Genomic DNA, 17,909 nt, shown 5'->3' with positions numbered 1-17,909 from the left:
GCTCCGCTCGGCCCTCAGCCCGCGGACGGGCGGGTGTCGTCGCCGGCTGTGCGGCCGAGCCGCTCGCGGACCCGCTCCACCACATCGGCGTAGCGCGCCTCCGCGCCGTAGCGCGTGGGCCGGTAGTAGTGCTTGTCGCGGACCGCGTCCGGCGCGTACTGCTGGGCGGCGATCCCGCCGGGGACGTCGTGCGGATACACGTAGCCCTGGGCGTGGCCCAGCTTGGCGGCGCCCTTGTAATGGCCGTCGCGCAGATGGGCCGGGACAGGGCCCGCGAGGCCGTTGCGCACGTCCTCCTGGGCGGCGGAGATCGCCAGCGTCGCCGCGTTGGACTTGGGGGCGAGGGCCAGGGCGATCGTGGCGTGGCTCAGGATGAGCGCCGCCTCCGGGAAACCGATCATGGCCACCGCCTGGGCGGCCGCCACGGCGGTGGGCAGGGCCGTGGGGTCGGCGAGGCCGATGTCCTCGCTGGCCGAGATCATCAGCCGCCGGCCGATGAACCGGGGGTCCTCCCCCGCCTCGATCATCCGGGCCAGGTAGTGCAGCGCGGCATCCACGTCGGAGCCGCGGATCGACTTGATGAGCGCGCTCGCCACGTCGTAGTGCTGGTCGCCGTCCCGGTCGTACTTGACGGCCGCGCGGTCGACCGTCTCCTCCAGGGTCAGGAGGCTGATCTCCTTCTCCTGCTTGGACAGCGCGGCACCGGCCGCGGCCTCCAGCGCCGTCAGCGCCCGGCGCGCGTCGCCGCCCGCGATGCGCAGCAGATGCGCCTCGGCCTCCTCCGGCAGCGTCACCGCGCCGCCGAGCCCGCGCTCGTCGGCCAGCGCGCGCCCGAGCAGCCCGCGCAGATCGTCGTCGGTGAGCGATTCCAGGGTGAGCAGCAGCGAGCGGGACAGCAAGGGCGAGATGATCGAGAAATACGGATTCTCGGTGGTCGCCGCGATCAGCGTCACCCAGCGGTTCTCCACGGCCGGGAGCAGGGAGTCCTGCTGCGCCTTGGAGAAGCGGTGGATCTCGTCGAGGAAGAGGACGGTCTCCTTGCCGTAGCCGCCGGTGGCGCGGCGGGCTCCCTCGATGACGGCGCGGACCTCCTTGACGCCCGCGGTGATCGCGGAGAGCTCGACGAAGCGCTTGTTGGTGGCCTTGCTGACCACGTACGCCAGAGTCGTCTTCCCGATGCCGGGCGGACCCCAGAGGATCACCGAGGACGGGCCCGCCGGCCCGCCGGCCCCCTCGCCCACGAGGCGGCGCAGCGGCGAGCCCGGCTTGAGCAGATGCTGCTGGCCGACGACCTCGTCGAGGGTGCGGGGGCGCATCCGGACAGCCAGTGGGCTGCTGGACGGGTCCTTCTCCTGGCGGTCTTCGGCTGCTGCGGTAAAGAGGTCGGGCTCCACGTTTTGAAGCCTATGTCACGGCACTGACATCCCCGCCGGGCCGGTCGCCCGGGAGGGACGAGCGGGCCGGTCAGCTGGTCCAGAAGTCCCACCAGCGGGTCAGGATCAGCATGCCGATGATGCCGACCCACAGGACCGGCGGCACCCAGTGGAACTCCGTCAGACCGTTGCGCAGCCAGTTCGGCGCGGGAATGATCCGGTGCTTGATGTTGTGCGTGGTGATGTAGCAGAACATGAAGATCGTGGCGACCCAGGCCAGGCAGCACCAGAGGCAGAGCGAGTTGATGTTGTAGAGCGACTGGTACTGGAGCCAGGTGCAGAAGCCGACGCCGAACAGCGCGCCGGCGTTCATCCCGAGCCAGTACCAGCTTCGGAAGCGGGCGCCCGCGAGCAGCGCCAGCCCGATGCCGATGATCACGGGGTAGGTCGCCATGCCGAGCATCGGGTTCGGGAAGCCGAAGGCGGCCGCCTGCTCGCTCTTCATGATGCTGCCGCACGCGACAACCGGGTTGAGGCTGCACCCCGGTGTGAAGTTGGGGTCCTCCAGCAGTTTGAACTTGTCGATCGTGATGACCCAGGCGGCGAGGAGTCCGGCAGCGCCGGTGATCACCAGCAGCAGCGCGAGCGCCCGACTGCCGCCGATGGTCCTCTTCCCGCCGTCCTCGTCCTGTTCGGAGGAGGGATGGTCAACCGCTGCAGTCGTCATATCGCCGTTCCATCAGTGAGTGGCCTGCTGGGCACGGTCATTGTGCCGCACCACGGCGTCGGCCCTCTGTTCGATGGACATAAAGGTGTACTCAAAGGTCTGCGCACGACCGGCACGGAACCCAAGGGTCCGGGGGAAGCTCGGCACCATGACCGAACTCGCGGTGGAGGTACGCGGCCTCAGGAAACGCTACGGCGGACTCACCGCCGTCGACGGCCTGGACCTGGGGATCGGGCAGGGCGAGGTGTTCGGGATCCTCGGGCCGAACGGGGCGGGGAAGAGCACGACCGTGGAGATCCTGCAGGGTCATCGCAGCCGCGACGAGGGGACCGTGTCGGTGCTCGGCGTCGACCCGGCGCGCGCCGGCCGCCGTTGGCGTTCCCGGGTCGGCATCGTCTGGCAGGATGAATCCGCACCCGCCGAGTTGACGGTGCGCGAGACGGTGGCGCACTTCGCCCGTTACTACCCGAGGCCGCGCAACTGCGAGGACGTCATCGCTCTCGTGGGTCTGGAGCAGAAGGCCGACGCCCGCATCAAGGAACTCTCCGGCGGCCAGCGGCGCCGTCTCGATGTGGCGCTCGGCGTGATCGGATCCCCCGAACTCCTGCTGCTGGACGAGCCCACCACCGGTTTCGACCCGGCAGCCCGCCGCCGCTTCTGGGAGTTGATCCGGCTCCTGGCCCGGGAGGGCACGACGATCGTGCTCACGACGCACTATCTGGAGGAGGCCGAGGCGCTGGCCGGCCGGCTCGCCGTCATCTCCGCGGGAAAGGTGGTCGCCGAGGGCGAACCCGCCGCCCTGCGCGAGCGGTTCGGCACCCACGCCACCGTCGAGTGGACGGAGCCGGACGGCACCCCGCGCTCGGAACGCACGACCGCCCCGACCCGTACCGTCGCCGGCCTGATCGGCCGTTTCGACGGCGAGATACCCGGGCTGCGGGTCACCCGCCCGACGCTGGAGGACGTCTATCTCCGGCTCACCGGACAGGAGCGGGCCCGATGACCGCGCGCACGTCCCGGCGGCGGGCCGACGCGGACGGGCCGGCGTCGCTGCCGGGGGCCTGGAGCATCGGCCTGCGGCGCGGCGCCCTGGAACTCAGGCAGTTCTTCCGCCAGCGCGAACAGGTCGTCTTCACCTTCGCGTTCCCCGTGGTGTTCCTGGCGCTGTTCGCGTCGATCTTCAGCGACGACGTGAAGGGCGCGGGCATCACGGCGTCCCAGCTGTACGTCGCCGCGATGCTCGCCGCGGGCATCATGTCGACCAGCTTCCAGTCGCTCGGGATCTCCATCGCGATCGAACGGGACGAGAAGGTGCTGCGCCGGCTGCGCGGCACTCCGATGCCGCCCGCCGCGTACTTTCTCGGCAAGGTGTGGCTGGTGCTGGTCACCGGGCTGCTGGAGGCCGCGGCCCTGCTGCTGGTCGGCACCACACTGTTCGACGTCGACCTGCCGACGAGCGCGGGCAAGTGGCTGACCTTCGGCTGGATCTTCGTCCTGGGGATCACCGGCTGCGCGCTGCTCGGCATCGCGATCAGCAGTGTGCCGAGGTCCGGGCGGAGTGCGACCTCGGTGGTCGTCCTGCCCTTCCTCGTCCTGCAGTTCATCTCCGGTGTCTACATATCGGTCGACACGCTGCCCGGCTGGATGCTGAACCTCGGGGCGCTGTTCCCGCTGAAGTGGATGTGCCAGGGCTTCCGCGGCGTGTTCCTGCCCGAGTCGGCGGCCGTCCTCGAACAGGCCGGGAGCTGGGAGTACGGGAAGGTCGCGCTGGTCCTCGGTGCCTGGTGCGCCGGCGGTCTCGTGCTGTGCCTGCTGACCTTCCGGTGGAAGGACCGGCGCGACGACTGACCGGGATGCGCGCGCCCCGGGGCGGCCGGCGGGACGGGGCCCGCGGAGCTCCGGTGCGGCCGGCGGACGGGATTCCGCCCGCCGGCCGCACCGGACGGACCAGGGCCTGTCCGGCCCTGACCCGCCGGACAGTCCCTAGGCCAGGCGCTCGCGGATCGCCCCGGCCACATCGGCCAGGGCAACGGGCGTCTGCTCGCCGGACTCCATGTCCTTGAGCTGGACGACGCCCTCGGCCAGGTCCCGCTCGCCCGCGACGACGGTGAAGCGGGCTCCCGACCGGTTCGCGCTCTTCATCGCGCCCTTGAGGCCCCGGTTCCCGTACGCGAAGTCCGCCGCCACACCCTCGCGGCGCAGCTGCGTGACGACACCGAAGAGCACCCGGCGGGCCTCCTCGCCGAGCGGTACCGCGAAGACACTGGTGGCGGCGGGCAGTTCGAGCTCGATGCCCTCCGCCTCCAGCGCGAGCACCGTACGGTCCACGCCGAGCGCCCAGCCGACCGACGGGAGCGCCGGTCCGCCGATCATCTCGGACAGACCGTCGTAGCGGCCACCGCCGCCCACCGCGGACTGCGAGCCGAGCCCGTCGTGGACGAACTCGAAGGTGGTGCGGGTGTAGTAGTCGAGGCCGCGGACGAGCTTCTCGTCGTCCTCGTACACCACACCTGCCGCGGAGAGCAGGTCGCGCACCTCCTCGTGGTACGCCTTGCAGGCGTCGCAGAGGTAGTCGCGCAGCACCGGGGCGCCGGTCAGCTGCTTCTGCACCTCGGGCCGCTTGTCGTCGAGGACCCGGAGCGGGTTGATCTCGATGCGGCGGCGGGTCTCCTCGTCCAGGTCGAGCTCGCGCAGGAAGCCCTGGAGCGCGTCCCGGTAGACGGGGCGGCACTCCTTGTCGCCCAGCGAGTTGAGCAGGATGCGGAAGTTCCGCAGGCCCAGCGCGCGGTACGCCTGGTCGGCCAGGATGATCAACTCGGCGTCCAGCGCCGGGTCCTCGGCCCCGATCGCCTCGGCACCGACCTGCGAGAAGTGGCGGTAGCGGCCCTTCTGCGGGCGCTCGTAGCGGTAGTACGAGCCGGAGTACCAGAGCTTCACGGGCAGGTTGCCGAGCTTGTGGAGGTTGGCCTCCAGTGCGGCGCGGAGCACGGAAGCGGTGCCCTCGGGGCGCAGTGCCAGCTGGGATCCGCCCTTGGTGGTGAGGGTGTACATCTCCTTGGTCACGATGTCGGTGGACTCACCGACTCCGCGCGAGAAGAGGGCGACGTCCTCGAAGCCGGGTGTCTCGATGTAGCCGTAGCCGGAGTTCTTCAGGGGTGCGGAGATGGCCTCGCGCACCGCGAGGTACTTGGCGGAGTCGGGCGGGGTCAGGTCGTACGTGCCCTTGGGGGCCTTGAAAGTGCTCACGGGATGTCTCTCGTCACATTCCTCGTCGGGGCGCGTCCATACCGTGCAGATACGGATTCGAGGCGCGCTCGCGGCCGATGGTCGTCTGGGGGCCGTGGCCGGACAGCACCACGGTCGAGTCGTCGAGCGGCAGGCACACACGGGCCAGCGACTCGAGCAGCTCGGCGTGGTCGCCACCCGGCAGGTCGGTGCGTCCGACGGAGCCGGCGAAGAGCAGGTCGCCCGAGAAGAGGATCTGCGGAACATCCGCGGCCTCGGGCATCCTGAACGTCACCGACCCCTTGGTATGGCCGGGCGCATGCGCGACACCGAACTCCAGACCGGCCAGCTCCAGCCGGGCGCCGTCACTCAGCTCCTTGACGTCGTCCGGCTCCCCGATCGTCAGCTCGCCCATGAGCGGCATCCCGATGGAGCGGCCGAGGGCCTTCTCCGGGTCGCTCATCATGTACCGGTCCTCCGGGTGGATCCAGGCGGGGACGTCGTGCGCGCCGCACACCGGGACGACCGAGGCGACATGGTCGATGTGGCCGTGGGTCAGTACGACGGCGACGGGCTTCAGCCGATGCTTCTTCAGTGCTTCCTCGACTCCGTCCGCGGCCTGGTGGCCCGGGTCGATGATCACGCACTCCTCGCCTGCGGCCGGGGCGACCAGATAACAGTTGGTCCCCCAGGCCCCTGCGGGGAACCCGGCAATGAGCACGATCGTCCTTAATGGTCGTCCGACGGCGGATTGCGACTGAGAAGGTCGCGGCAGTTCAGAGCCTACCGGCGCTCCTCATTCCACAGCTAACCCATATACGGTACGGGGCAGCCAAGGCCCATCACACGACCTACTCAAGGAGATCACCCGGTGGTCAGCAGCGATCAGCGGCGGCGGCAGCTCGCCAGGGAGAAGTTCGAGCGGCAGCAGCAGCGCCGGGAGGAGGCCCGCCGCAGGACGAGGCGGCTGACGGTCGTCATCGCGTCCGCGGTGGCCGTGGTGGCGGTCGTGGGTGTGGGCTCGTACCTCGCCCTCGACGGCGACGACAAGAAGGACACGGCGGACGCCGCCGCCAGTTCGACCCCGTCGGACCCCGCGTCGCCGTCGCCGAGCGAGAGCAAGGCGCCCGAGCCCGCGATGAAGATCGACAAGAAGTCCGGGTACAAGATGTCGCTCAGTACGAGCCAGGGCGACATCGCGTTCACGATGGACGCGGCGAAGACCCCGCACACCACGAACTCCTTCAAGTCACTGGCCGACAAGGGCTTCTTCGACGGCACCAAGTGTCACCGGCTGACCACGCAGGGCATCTTCGTCCTGCAGTGCGGCGATCCCAAGGGCAACGGCTCGGGCGGTCCCGGCTACACGATCCCGGACGAGAACCTGACCGCGCTGGGCAAGGCGGGCAAGGACGGCACGGTGACCTATCCGGCGGGCACGGTGGCGATGGCGAACACCGGCCAGGCGCACACCGGTGGCAGCCAGTTCTTCCTGGTGTACAAGGACAGCAAACTGCCGCCCACCTACACCCCGTTCGGCACCATGGACGACGCCTCGCTGAAGGCCGTCAAGGACATCGGCGCGGCGGGCGCGGCCGGCGGTGCGCCCGACGGTGCGCCGAAGAAGGCCGTGAAGATCTCGAAGGCCGCTGTCGACAAGTCGTGACCGGCTCGGGGCGGCCGGACCGGGCCGGCCGGTGACGACCGGGGTCTTTCGTTCGGATCAGGCACACGGGCACACGAGCCCCGCATGATCCGAACGAGAGGCCCTGGCGCGGGCCGGATTTTTTTCGGCCGCGCTGAGTGCGGACAGCCGGGCGGCCGGTCGCCTAGATTGGCGTTGTGCAGGGCGGGCGCTGCCCGCCCCAGGAAACTGTGGACGATGCCAGGGGGGCGAACCCCCTCGCGGGCATCAGGTGGAGGAGGCGCTGTGAGCAGCGACCCGTGGGGCCGTGTCGATGAGACCGGCACCGTGTACGTGCGGACAGCCGACGGCGAGCAGGTCGTCGGATCGTGGCAGGCGGGTTCCCCCGAGGAGGCTCTGGCCTACTTCGAGCGCAAGTACGAGGGCATTGTGGTCGAGATCGGCCTCCTCGAACGGCGGGTGAAGACCACCGATCTGTCGGCGAAGGACGCGACGACCGCCATCGAGCATCTGCGTCTGCAGGTGGACGAGCATCACGCCGTCGGTGACCTCGACGCACTGCGCAAGCGGCTCGACGCGCTCGTCGCGACGGTCGACTCGCGGCGCGAGGAGCGCAAGGCCCAGAAGGCGAAGCAGACCGACGAGGCGAAGCACGCCAAGGAGGCCCTGGTCGCCGAGGCCGAGGAGCTGGCGCAGAGCGAGCAGTGGCGCTCCGCGGGCGAGCGGCTCCGTGCGCTCGTCGACACGTGGAAGGGCCTGCCGCGGCTCGACCGCAAGTCCGACGACGAGCTGTGGCACCGCTTCTCGCACGCCCGCTCGGCGTTCTCCAAGCGCCGCAAGGCCCACTTCGCGTCGCTGGACGCCCAGCGCGAGGAGGCCCGCAAGGCCAAGGAGAAGCTGGTCGTCGAGGCGGAATCGCTCTCCGGTTCCACCGACTGGGGGGCCACGGCCGCCCGCTACCGCGACCTGATGACGGAGTGGAAGGCGGCGGGCCGCGCCCAGCGCGAGGCCGAGGACGATCTGTGGAACCGCTTCCGCGGTGCTCAGGACGTCTTCTTCGCCGCCCGCAGCGGGGTCTTCGCCGAGCGGGACGCGGAGCAGGGCGAGAACCTCAAGCTCAAGGAGGAGCTCGCGGTCGAGGCCGAAAAGCTGGTGCCGGTGAAGGACCTGAAGGCGGCCAGGGCCGCGTTCCGGGCCGTCAACGAGCGCTGGGAGGCCATCGGCCACGTTCCGCGTGACGCCCGCCCGAAGGTCGAGGGGCGGATGCAAGCGGTGGAGCGGGCGCTCCAGGAGGCCGAGGAGTCGGAGTGGCGGCGGACGAACCCTGAGGCGCGTGCGCGCGCCGCGGGTCTGACCGGTCAGCTCCAGGCGGCCGTGGACAAGCTGCGTACGCAGATCGACACGGCCCGCGCCTCGGGCAACAACGCCCGTGCCGACAAGCTGGCCAAGGAGCTCGAGGGCCGGCAGGCGCTGCTGGACCAGGCGCTCAAGGGCCTGGAGGAGTTCGGCGGCTGACAGTCGCACCATGAGGAAGGGGCTCCCGTACGCGACGTACGGGAGCCCCTTCCTCGTGTGCGGTCGTGGTACGCCGTTACGGCCTGCGGGCCGAGGTCACCCGGTAGACGTCGTAGACGCCCTCCACACCCCGGACCGCCTTCAGTACGTGGCCGAGGTGCTTCGGGTCGCCCATCTCGAAGGTGAATCGTGAGGTGGCCACCCGGTCCCGGGAGGTCTGGACGGCCGCCGACAGGATGTTGACGTGCTGGTCGGACAGGACGCGGGTGACGTCCGAGAGCAGCCGGGACCGGTCGAGGGCCTCGACCTGGATGGCGACCAGGAAGACCGAGGACTGGGTCGGCGCCCACTCGACCTCCAGGATCCGTTCCGGCTGCTGCGACAGCGAGTCGACGTTGACGCAGTCGGCGCGGTGCACGGAGACGCCGCTGCCCCGGGTGACGAAGCCGATGATCGGGTCGCCGGGGACGGGCGTGCAACAGCGGGCCAGTTTGACCCAGACGTCCTCGACGCCCTTGACGACCACACCCGGATCGGCGTTGGAGCGGCGCTTGCTGCGGCTGCGCGAGGGCGGTGAGCTCTCCGCGATGTCCTCGTTGGCCTCGTCCTCGCCGCCGAGCGCCTGGACCAGCTTCTGCACGACTCCGGCGGCCGCGACATGTCCCTCGCCGATCGCCGCGTACAGGGACGAGATGTCGGGGTAGCGCATCTCGTGGGCGAGGGTGACCAGGGAGTCGCCGGTCAGGATGCGCTGGATCGGCAGGTTCTGCTTGCGCATGGCCCGCGCGATGGCGTCCTTGCCCTGCTCGATCGCCTCGTCGCGGCGCTCCTTGGAGAACCAGGCGCGGATCTTGTTGCGGGCACGGGGGGACTTGACGAAGCCCAGCCAGTCCCGGGAGGGTCCGGCGCCGGCCGCCTTGGAGGTGAAGACCTCCACCAGATCGCCGTTGTCGAGCGTCGATTCGAGCGGTACGAGCCGCCCGTTGACCCGTGCTCCTATGGTCCGGTGGCCGACCTCCGTATGGACCGCGTACGCGAAGTCGACCGGGGTCGCACCCGCGGGCAGCGCTATGACGTCGCCCTTGGGCGTGAAGACGAAGACCTCGTTGCGGGAGAGGTCGAAGCGCAGCGACTCCAGGAACTCGCTGGGGTCCTCGGTCTCCTTCTGCCAGTCCAGGAGCTGGCGCAGCCACGCCATGTCGTTGACGGTGTCCTGGCCGCGGCCGGTGTTCTTGGGGACGTCGGTACGCACCTTGGAGGCGCCCGCGACGGCCTCCTGCTTGTACTTCCAGTGCGCGGCGATGCCGTACTCGGCGCGACGGTGCATGTCGAAGGTGCGGATCTGCAGCTCGACGGGCTTGCCGCTGGGACCGATCACCGTGGTGTGCAGCGACTGGTACATATTGAACTTGGGCATCGCGATGTAGTCCTTGAACCGGCCGGGGACCGGATTCCATCGCGCGTGGACGGTGCCGAGCGCCGCGTAGCAGTCGCGGACGGTGTCGACGAGGACCCTGATGCCCACCAGGTCGTAGATCTCGGCGAAGTCCCGGCCCCGCACGATCATCTTCTGGTAGACGCTGTAGTAGTGCTTCGGCCGGCCCGTGACGGTGGCCTTGATCCGGGCGGCGCGAAGGTCGGCCTGGACCTCGTCGGTCACTATGGCGAGGTATTCGTCGCGCTTGGGGGCCCGCTCGGCGACCAGACGCACGATCTCGTCGTACATCTTGGGGTAGAGGATCGCGAAGGCGAGGTCCTCCAGCTCCCACTTGATGGTGTTCATGCCCAGGCGGTGTGCCAGCGGAGCGTAGATCTCAAGGGTCTCGCGGGCCTTCTTCTCCTGCTTCTCCCGCTTGAGGTAGCGCATGGTGCGCATGTTGTGCAGCCGGTCGGCGAGCTTGATGACGAGGACCCGGGGGTCCTTGGCCATGGCGACGACCATCTTGCGTACGGTCTCGGCCTGGGCGGCCTCGCCGAACTTGACCTTGTCCAGCTTGGTGACGCCGTCGACGAGCAGGGCGACCTGGTCGCCGAAGTCGCGGCGCAGGGTGTCCAGGCCGTACTCGGTGTCCTCGACCGTGTCGTGCAGCAGTCCGGCCATCAGCGTGGCCGGGTCCATGCCCAGCTCGGCGAGGATCGTCGTGACGGCGAGCGGATGCGTGATGTACGGGTCGCCGCTCTTGCGCTTCTGGCCACGGTGCCAGCGCTCGGCGACCTGGTAGGCGCGCTCGATCTGGCGCAGCGTGGCCGCCTCGATCTTGGCGTCGTTGCCGCGGACGATGCGCAGCAGCGGTTCGAGCACCGGGTTGTACGGGCTGGAGCGCTGGACGCCGAGCCGGGCCAGCCTGGCCCTCACCCGGTTGGACGAGCCGCCGGAGCGGGTCGTGGGGGCGGCCGACGGCACCGGCCTGGCTGCGGGCTTCGCGGGAGGCTTCGGGGCGGACGCGGCCGGGGAGGCGGGTGCGGCCGGCTGTGCGGGCGAAGCGGGCGCGGCCCCGGCCGCCGGAGCACTCGCCCGGTCCGGGCCCTTGCCGGGCTCGGGGGCCGGGGGCTTCGGCTTGTCCGCGGGCCGCGTCTTCCCGGGCGTGGCTGGGGCCGCCGCGGGCTTGTCGGGCTGCGGGGCGGCGACTGGCTGGGCCTCGTCTGGCAAGAGCGCTCCTCGTGCGGATCCGGGTACCCGGAGAGGCCATCGTATCGACCCTGCGGCCGGTCCTCCCCCGGGGACCGTGAGACTCCTGACAACGCGGAACGGGCACCCGGTTGTTCCCGAGTGCCCGTCCTGCTCGCATATGCCGTTGCCACGTACGGTCGGTGCTGCTCAGACCGTGATCAGAACCTCCAGCGGAGCGCCCCGCAGCCCCTGCTCCAGTCGGGCCCGTCCGGGCAGGAAGCCGAGCTCCATGAGGACCGCGACGCCCACGACCTCGGCACCGGCCCGCCGGATCAGCTCCAGCGAGGCCTCGGCGGTGCCGCCGGTCGCGAGGACGTCGTCGATGACCATGATCCGGTCGTCGGCGGACAGGTCCTCCGCGTGGATCTCGATCTCGGCGGTGCCGTACTCCAGCTCGTACGACTGGCCGAGCGTGGCTCCGGGCAGCTTGCCCGCCTTGCGGACGGGGACGAAGCCGAGCCCGGCCCGGACCGCGACCGGGGCGGCCAGGATGAAGCCCCGGGCCTCCAGGCCGACGACCTTCGTGGCGCCGTGCCGTACGCACAGCTCCGCGAGGGTGTCGGTGAGGGCCGCGAACGCCGTCGGGTCCGCGAGCAGCGGGGTGATGTCCTTGAACAGCACACCCGGCTTCGGGTAGTCCGGCACATCGCGGATGCGGCTGAGCAGGAGCTCGCGGGTGCTCTCGGTGGTGCTGGTCATCGACGCTTCCCCGAGGTCCGGCCGTGGCCCCTGGGGGGCTGCTGGCGCTGGCCGACGACCGCGGCGGCGGGTGCGGCGTCCTGCGGGGAGTCGTCGTCCGACGGCTCGTCGTCGGCGGACTCGCCCTTGGCGGCGGCTGCCGCGCGCTTGGCGAGGATCCGCTTCTTCAGGGCCTTCATCTGCGGGTCGCGTTCCTTGAGGTCGGCGACGAGCGGCGTGGCGATGAAGATCGAGGAGTACGCACCGGCGGCGAGGCCGACGAAGAGCGCCAGGGAGATGTCGTTCAGCATGCCGGCGCCGAGGACACCGCCACCGATGAACAGCAGACCGGCGACCGGCAGCAGTGCCACGACGGTGGTGTTGATGGAACGGACCAGCGTGCCGTTGATGGAGCGGTTGGCGATCTCGCTGTACGTCCACCGGGTCTGCTTGGTGATCCCCTTCGTGCCCTCCTTGAGGCTGTCGAAGACGACGACCGTGTCGTAGAGGGAGTAACCGAGGATGGTCAGCAGACCGATCACGGTGCCCGGGGTGACCTCGAAGCCGACCAGGGCGTAGACGCCGACCGTGATGGTGATGTCGTGGATCAGTGCGACCAGGGCCGCGATGGCCATGCGCCACTCGAAGGCGATGGCCAGGTAGATCACGACGAGCACCATGAAGATGCCGAGGCCGGTCCAGGCCTTGTTGGCGATCTGCTCACCCCAGCTGGGGCCGACCAGGTCGGCGGCGATCTTCTCCGCGGGAACGTCGAGGTCCTTGGAGAGCGTGTTCTTGATCTCGTCGGACTTCGCGGTGTCGACCTCGGTGATCTGGATGCGCAGACCGCCGTTGCCGAGCTTCTGGACGATCGCCTGGTGGCCGGAGGCCTCCGTGGCCAGGTCCTCCGCCTTGGCGACGGTGACGCTCGTCTTCGGGGTGGTGAAGACCGCGCCGCCCTTGAACTCGATGCCCATGTTCAGGCCGCTGACCGCCAGGCCGACGATGGCCGTGATGGTGATCAGGATCGAGATCCCGTACCAGATCTTGCGCTTGCCGATGAAGTCGTAGCCGACCTCGCCGCGGTAGAGACGGGCGCCGAGAGTGCCGAGTCGCGACATCTCACGCCTCCTTCGGGTCGGTGGGGGCGTTGACACGGCGCGAGCGGCGCAGCGGCGGCTTGGCACCGAGCCGCTTCGGGTCCAGACCGGACCACGGATGACCGCTGGCGAAGAACTTCGTACGGGCCATCAGCGTCATGACGGGCTTGGTGAAGAGGAACACCACGACCACGTCGAGCAGAGTGGTGAGACCCAGCGTGAACGCGAAGCCCTGGACCTTGCCGACGGTGACGACGAAGAGCACCGCGGCGGCGAGGAACGACACGAAGTCGGAGACCAGGATGGTGCGCCGGGCGCGCGGCCAGGCCCGCTCGACGGCCGGACGGAGCGTGCGGCCCTCGCGGATCTCGTCGCGGACCCTCTCGAAGTACACGATGAAGGAGTCCGCGGTGATACCGATGGCAACGATGGCGCCGCAGACCGCCGGGAGGTTCAGCGCGAAGCCGATGGCCGGGCCGAGCAGCGACATGAGCGTGTAGGTCAGGATGCCGGAGACCAGGAGGCTCAGGAGCGCGATGAGCGCGAGGCCTCGGTAGTAGGCCACCAGGTAGATGACCACCAGGGCCAGACCGATGGCACCGGCGATCAGACCTGCCTGGAGCTGCTCGCCGCCGAGCGCGGCGGTGACCGTGGTGACGCTCTGCTCCTTGAACGAGAGCGGGAGCGCACCGTAGGAGAGCACGTTGGCCAGGTCATCGGCGGACTGCTGGGTGAAGCTGCCGGAGATCTCGGCGCTGCCGCTGAGCGTCGAGTTCACCTGGGGCGCGGAGACGACCTCGCCGTCCAGGGCGATGGCGAACTGGTTCTGCGGGGACGGCTGCGCGGAGAGCTTCTTGGTGATCGTCTGGAACTGCTTGGAGCCCTGCTTGGTGAACTCCATGTTGACGATCCACATGCCGCGCTGCTGGTTGAAGCCGGCCTTGGCGTTGTCGACCTCGGTGCCGGACACCTCGGACGGGCCGAGGACGTACTTCGCGTCACCCTCGGAGCTGCATGCGACGACCGTGTCGGTGGGCTTGGCCCCCCGTGCGGCCTCGGCGCGGGACGCCTTGCTGGAGCAGTCCAGCGCCGCGAACTGCTTCTGCAGCTTGGCGGCGGCGGCCTCGTCGGCGGCGGACGCCGACGGCGTGGTGTCGGCCTTGGGCGTGGTGCTCGCCTTGGGAGTGGGCGTGGAGTCGGCCTTGAGGGCGCCGGTGACCGCGCGACCCTGGGTGGTGGCGCTCGCGTTCGGCGTCGCCGACGTCTTGCCCTTGTCGGCGGTGGGGGCGCTGGGGCTGCCGGACGGGGTGGGCTTGCCGGACGTCGAGGCGCTGGGCGTCGGGGTGGGCGTGCCCTGGGCGACGGTCAGCACCGGCCGGAAGTAGAGCTTGGCCGTGGTGCCGACCTGCTCCCGGGCCTGGGCGGAGTTCGTGCCCTTGGGGATGTTGACGATGATGTTGCGATCGCCCTGTGTCTGGACCTCGGCCTCGGAGACACCAAGACCATTGACACGGCGCTCCATGATCTGGACCGCCGTGTCCATGTTGGTCTTGTTGATCGCCGATTCCTGGCCCGGCTCGCTCTTCGCCTCAAGCGTGATCGAGGTGCCGCCCGCCAGGTCGATACCCAGCCGTGGGGTCGGCTGATCGGCCAGGAACATCCCGCCGGTGAGCGCGACCATGGCGATCAGGATCAGAGCCAGGGAACGCCCCGGCCTGCCCTGACCGCCGGCCGGCCCTCGGCTCTTCTTCGGTGCTGCCACCTTCTCGTTTCTCCCTGTCCAACCGCCCCGCGCCGGGTACGCGCCCGAGCGGCCACGAAGTGTAGTGGGGACCCGCCCCCGCAGAAGATCGCACGGTCCGGGGAATGCCGGACGCCGGTGGGCTCACGGCATCCCCGGGCGTGGCTTACTTCGCGTCGGCCTCGCCGTCGTCCTTGCCCTCGGACTTCTTGCCGGACTCGGCGTCCTTCGGCTCGGCCTCGTCGGCCTTCTCGGCCTTCTTGCCCAGGTCGATCCGGGAGTCGTCCGAGGTGTCCTCGTCGGCGTCGGCCTCGGTCAGCGAGGAGGCGTCGTCCGGAACGACCGTGCCGTCGAGGTCGAGACCGCTCTCGCCGTCGCCGTGGACGATGCGGTTGTACTCCGCGTCGTCGAGGACGGCGCCGATGGCGTTCTTGGCGTAGATGGCGTGGACGCCGGGCGCGATCTCAAGGAGAACCGTGTCGTCGTGCAGCTCCTTGACGGTGGCGTACATGCCCCCGATCGTCCGGACGCCGGTGCCGGGCTGCATCTCGTTGCGCATCTGGGCGGCGGCCGCCTGCTTCTTCTTGGCGGACCGCGTCATCAGGAACATTGCCCCGATGAGCACGATGAAGGGGAGGAGAGTCACGGGATTCACGGGACGAGTTTCCTTCGCACGACCGCGCTGGAAGGCGGCCTGTATCTACGGGGGTGGGTACACCGACCTGTAAGGGCGGCATCGGCGGAGTCTAAGCGAGTCCGCATCGATGGAACAACGCCCAGCGCCCCTCCGTGGTTCCTGCGTCGGCCAACCTGTGACAGATCACGCCCCGAACAGGCCCTGTTGTCCCTTTCCGCCTTGCTGTGGAGGCACGAGACCCAGGTGGGCCCAGGCCGCGGGGGTCGCGACCCGCCCCCGCGGCGTCCTGGCCAGCAGTCCTTCCCGGACCAGGAAGGGCTCCGCGACCTCCTCGACGGTTTCGCGCTCCTCCCCCACGGCGACCGCGAGGGTGGACAGCCCGACAGGACCGCCGCCGAAGAGCTTCAGCAGGGCGCCGAGCACCGCGCGGTCGAGCCGGTCGAGGCCGCGGGCATCGACCTCGTACACCCCGAGCGCCGCGCCGGCGACCGGGCGGTCGATCCGCCCGTCGGCCTTGACCTGGGCGTAGTCCCGGACGCGGCGCAGCAGCCGGTTGGCGATACGGGGGGTGCCGCGGGAACGGCCGGCGATCTCGGCGGCGCCGTCCGCGTCTATCTCCACGTCGAGGAGACGGGCGGAGCGGTGGATGACGCGTTCCAGCTCGGTGGGTGCGTAGAACTCCATGTGGCCGGTGAAGCCGAAGCGGTCGCGCAGCGGCGGCGGCAGCAGTCCGGCCCTGGTGGTGGCGCCGACCAGGGTGAAGGGCGGCAGTTCCAGCGGGATGGCGGTGGCGCCGGGGCCCTTGCCGACGATGACGTCGACCCGGAAGTCCTCCATCGCCATGTAGAGCATCTCCTCGGCCGGCCGCGACATGCGGTGGATCTCGTCGAGGAACAGGACCTCACCCTCCTGGAGGGAGGAGAGGATCGCGGCAAGATCACCCGCGTGCTGGATGGCGGGGCCGGAGGTGATCCGGATCGGCGCGCCCATCTCGGCCGCGATGATCATGGAGAGGGTGGTCTTGCCGAGGCCGGGGGCGCCGGAGAGCAGGACGTGGTCGGCGGTGGCGCCGCGGGCCCGAGCCGCCTTGAGGACCAGGTCGAGCTGTTCGCGCACCTTCTCCTGGCCGACGAATTCGTCGAGATCCTTCGGCCGGAGCGCCGCTTCGACCGCGGTGTCCTCACCGTCCGCGTCGGCCTGGACGAGGCGCTCGTCGAGCCGCTCGTCGGTGTCGGGTCCGGTCTCGTCCCAGTTCATTCAGTCTGTCCCGCCTCGGGTGTTTCGGTGCCGTGCGGTGCCCGGCCCGGCGTCGGGGTGTTCCCCGGGGGTGTCGCGCTCCGGTCAGCGCGCGCGGTTGAGGGTCTGCAGTGCGGCACGCAGCAGCTGCGGCACGGGGGCCTGCCCGCCCTCGGCGAGGGCTGCCTCGGCCTGGGGGGCGACGGCGGTGACCGCTTCGTCGGCCTCGCGGGTGGCGTAGCCGAGGCCGATCAGGGCGGCCTGCAGCTGATCGCGCCAGGACGAGGTGACGGCGGTGCCGATGCCCTGCCGGCCGATGTGGGCGCCGACGGGCTCGCCGAGTCTGTCCTTCAGTTCGAGGAGGAGTTTCTGCGCGCCCTTCTTGCCGATGCCGGAAACGGCGGTGAGCGCCTTCTCGTCGCCGGTGGCGACCGCGGTGCGCAGGGCGTCCGGGCTGTGGGTGGCGAGCATCGCCTGGGCGAGCCGGGGCCCGACCCCGCTGGCGGTCTGGAGCAGCTCGAAGACCTGCCGCTCGTCGTCGTCGGCGAAGCCGTAGAGGGTGAGCGAGTCCTCCCGCACGACGAGGGAGGTGGCGAGCCTGGCCTCCTTGCCGATCCGGAGGCCGGCGAGGGTGTTCGGCGTGCACTGGACGGCCATGCCGATGCCGCCGACCTCGATCACGGCCGTGGTCGGGGCGAGTGCGGCCACGGGGCCGCTGACGAAGGCGATCATCGGGGGACCTTCCGGACGGGGACTGCGGGTGTATGGGGAACGCGCCCGGCTCGGGCCGCGGCGGCTGCCGCGTGTGCCTGCTGGAGGCGGTTGGCGGCGGGGGCGCGCCATATGTGGCAGATGGCGAGGGCGAGGGCGTCGGCGGCGTCGGCCGGCTTCGGCGGGGCGTCGAGCCGCAGCAGCCGGGTGACCATCGCGCCGACCTGTGCCTTGTCCGCACGGCCGGTGCCGGTGACGGCCGCCTTGACCTCGCTGGGGGTGTGCAGGGCGACGGGAATGCCGCGGCGCGACGCGCAGAGCATGGCGACGGCGCTGGCCTGGGCGGTGCCCATGACCGTACGGACGTTGTGCTGGCTGAACACCCGCTCCACGGCGACGAACTCGGGCCGGTGCTCGTCGAGCCACTCCTCGATGCCGCGCTCGATGGCGACCAGCCGGGGACCGAGCTCCGCGTCGGGCGGGGTGCGGACGACGCCCACACCGAGCATCGTCAGGGGGCGGCCGGCGACGCCTTCGACGACGCCGACACCGCACCGGGTCAGCCCCGGGTCCACACCCAGTACCCGCATGGGACGCCCCCTCCGTACCGATCGGTCAACTGTTCCCGCAGGCTATCGGCTCGCACTGAC

The 17,909-nt window shown here is 70.3% G+C and carries 16 protein-coding genes; 4 read left to right on the top strand and 12 right to left on the bottom strand.

Annotation, left to right across the window (positions count from 1 at the left end):
- Nucleotides 1-14: 14 nt before the first annotated feature.
- Both OG520_RS33030 and OG520_RS33025 read right to left on the bottom strand, forming a co-directional pair.
- Nucleotides 15-1,394, bottom strand: coding sequence for a replication-associated recombination protein A (locus OG520_RS33030; protein ID WP_406015541.1), 1,380 nt, complete (start codon nucleotides 1,392-1,394; stop codon nucleotides 15-17).
- 70 nt (nucleotides 1,395-1,464) lie between these two features.
- Complete coding sequence (locus OG520_RS33025) at nucleotides 1,465-2,100, bottom strand: vitamin K epoxide reductase family protein (RefSeq protein ID WP_389974226.1); 636 nt, start codon at nucleotides 2,098-2,100, stop codon at nucleotides 1,465-1,467.
- Nucleotides 2,101-2,248: 148 nt separating this feature from the next.
- On the opposite strand from OG520_RS33025, the gene OG520_RS33020 reads away from it, so the two are divergent.
- Nucleotides 2,249-3,103: an ABC transporter ATP-binding protein gene (locus OG520_RS33020; RefSeq protein ID WP_406015540.1), complete on the top strand. Its 855-nt coding sequence runs from the start codon at nucleotides 2,249-2,251 to the stop codon at nucleotides 3,101-3,103.
- On the top strand, nucleotides 3,100-3,948 hold the full coding sequence (locus OG520_RS33015) for an ABC transporter permease (RefSeq protein WP_399332375.1): 849 nt from the start codon (nucleotides 3,100-3,102) through the stop codon (nucleotides 3,946-3,948). Before OG520_RS33020 ends, OG520_RS33015 begins: the two co-directional genes overlap by 4 nt.
- A gap of 135 nt (nucleotides 3,949-4,083) precedes the next feature.
- Here the strand turns inward: OG520_RS33015 and hisS are convergent, their stop codons facing one another.
- Both hisS and OG520_RS33005 read right to left on the bottom strand, forming a co-directional pair.
- A complete protein-coding gene (gene hisS, locus OG520_RS33010) occupies nucleotides 4,084-5,346 on the bottom strand; it encodes a histidine--tRNA ligase (RefSeq protein ID WP_406015539.1) in 1,263 nt (420 codons plus the stop codon).
- A 13-nt stretch (nucleotides 5,347-5,359) separates the two neighbouring features.
- Entirely contained in the window at nucleotides 5,360-6,046 is a 687-nt protein-coding gene (locus OG520_RS33005) for an MBL fold metallo-hydrolase (protein WP_399332379.1), read from the bottom strand.
- Between the two features lie 150 nt (nucleotides 6,047-6,196).
- Here OG520_RS33005 and OG520_RS33000 point away from each other — a divergent pair, with 150 nt between their 5' ends.
- Nucleotides 6,197-6,991, top strand: coding sequence for a peptidylprolyl isomerase (locus OG520_RS33000; protein ID WP_399332381.1), 795 nt, complete (start codon nucleotides 6,197-6,199; stop codon nucleotides 6,989-6,991).
- Nucleotides 6,992-7,255: 264 nt separating this feature from the next.
- A complete protein-coding gene (locus OG520_RS32995) occupies nucleotides 7,256-8,485 on the top strand; it encodes a DUF349 domain-containing protein (protein WP_399332383.1) in 1,230 nt (409 codons plus the stop codon).
- A 76-nt stretch (nucleotides 8,486-8,561) separates the two neighbouring features.
- Here the strand turns inward: OG520_RS32995 and OG520_RS32990 are convergent, their stop codons facing one another.
- The 8 genes from OG520_RS32990 to ruvC all read right to left on the bottom strand — a co-directional run bounded on the left by OG520_RS32990 (nucleotide 8,562) and on the right by ruvC (nucleotide 17,849).
- Nucleotides 8,562-11,135: a RelA/SpoT family protein gene (locus OG520_RS32990; RefSeq protein ID WP_406015538.1), complete on the bottom strand. Its 2,574-nt coding sequence runs from the start codon at nucleotides 11,133-11,135 to the stop codon at nucleotides 8,562-8,564.
- Between the two features lie 168 nt (nucleotides 11,136-11,303).
- Nucleotides 11,304-11,855, bottom strand: a complete 552-nt coding sequence (locus OG520_RS32985) for an adenine phosphoribosyltransferase (protein WP_399332386.1) — start codon at nucleotides 11,853-11,855, stop codon at nucleotides 11,304-11,306.
- The gene (gene secF / locus OG520_RS32980; protein ID WP_406015537.1) at nucleotides 11,852-12,955 is read right to left on the bottom strand and encodes a protein translocase subunit SecF; all 1,104 of its coding nucleotides are present in this window, start codon (nucleotides 12,953-12,955) and stop codon (nucleotides 11,852-11,854) included. The genes OG520_RS32985 and secF overlap by 4 nt, the downstream gene beginning before the upstream one ends.
- A gap of 1 nt (nucleotide 12,956) precedes the next feature.
- Entirely contained in the window at nucleotides 12,957-14,696 is a 1,740-nt protein-coding gene (secD, locus tag OG520_RS32975; protein ID WP_406015536.1) for a protein translocase subunit SecD, read from the bottom strand.
- 145 nt (nucleotides 14,697-14,841) lie between these two features.
- The gene (yajC, locus tag OG520_RS32970; protein ID WP_399332392.1) at nucleotides 14,842-15,330 is read right to left on the bottom strand and encodes a preprotein translocase subunit YajC; all 489 of its coding nucleotides are present in this window, start codon (nucleotides 15,328-15,330) and stop codon (nucleotides 14,842-14,844) included.
- A gap of 165 nt (nucleotides 15,331-15,495) precedes the next feature.
- Nucleotides 15,496-16,569 (bottom strand): Holliday junction branch migration DNA helicase RuvB, encoded by a 1,074-nt coding sequence (gene ruvB / locus OG520_RS32965; RefSeq protein ID WP_399332394.1) that lies wholly within the window; start codon nucleotides 16,567-16,569, stop codon nucleotides 15,496-15,498.
- A gap of 84 nt (nucleotides 16,570-16,653) precedes the next feature.
- On the bottom strand, nucleotides 16,654-17,280 hold the full coding sequence (gene ruvA / locus OG520_RS32960; protein WP_266421907.1) for a Holliday junction branch migration protein RuvA: 627 nt from the start codon (nucleotides 17,278-17,280) through the stop codon (nucleotides 16,654-16,656).
- Nucleotides 17,277-17,849 carry a crossover junction endodeoxyribonuclease RuvC gene (gene ruvC / locus OG520_RS32955; protein WP_406015535.1) on the bottom strand — a complete coding sequence of 191 codons (573 nt, stop codon included), beginning with the start codon at nucleotides 17,847-17,849 and terminating at the stop codon, nucleotides 17,277-17,279. The genes ruvA and ruvC overlap by 4 nt, the downstream gene beginning before the upstream one ends.
- Between the last annotated feature and the right edge of the window lie 60 nt (nucleotides 17,850-17,909).

Origin of the sequence: Streptomyces sp. NBC_00984, assembly GCF_045162475.1 — a bacterium.
In the GTDB taxonomy this organism is placed as follows: Bacteria; Actinomycetota; Actinomycetes; order Streptomycetales; family Streptomycetaceae; genus Streptomyces.
The sequence above is the reverse complement of the archived record's forward strand: the minus strand, read 5'-3'. Positions and strand labels throughout refer to the sequence as shown.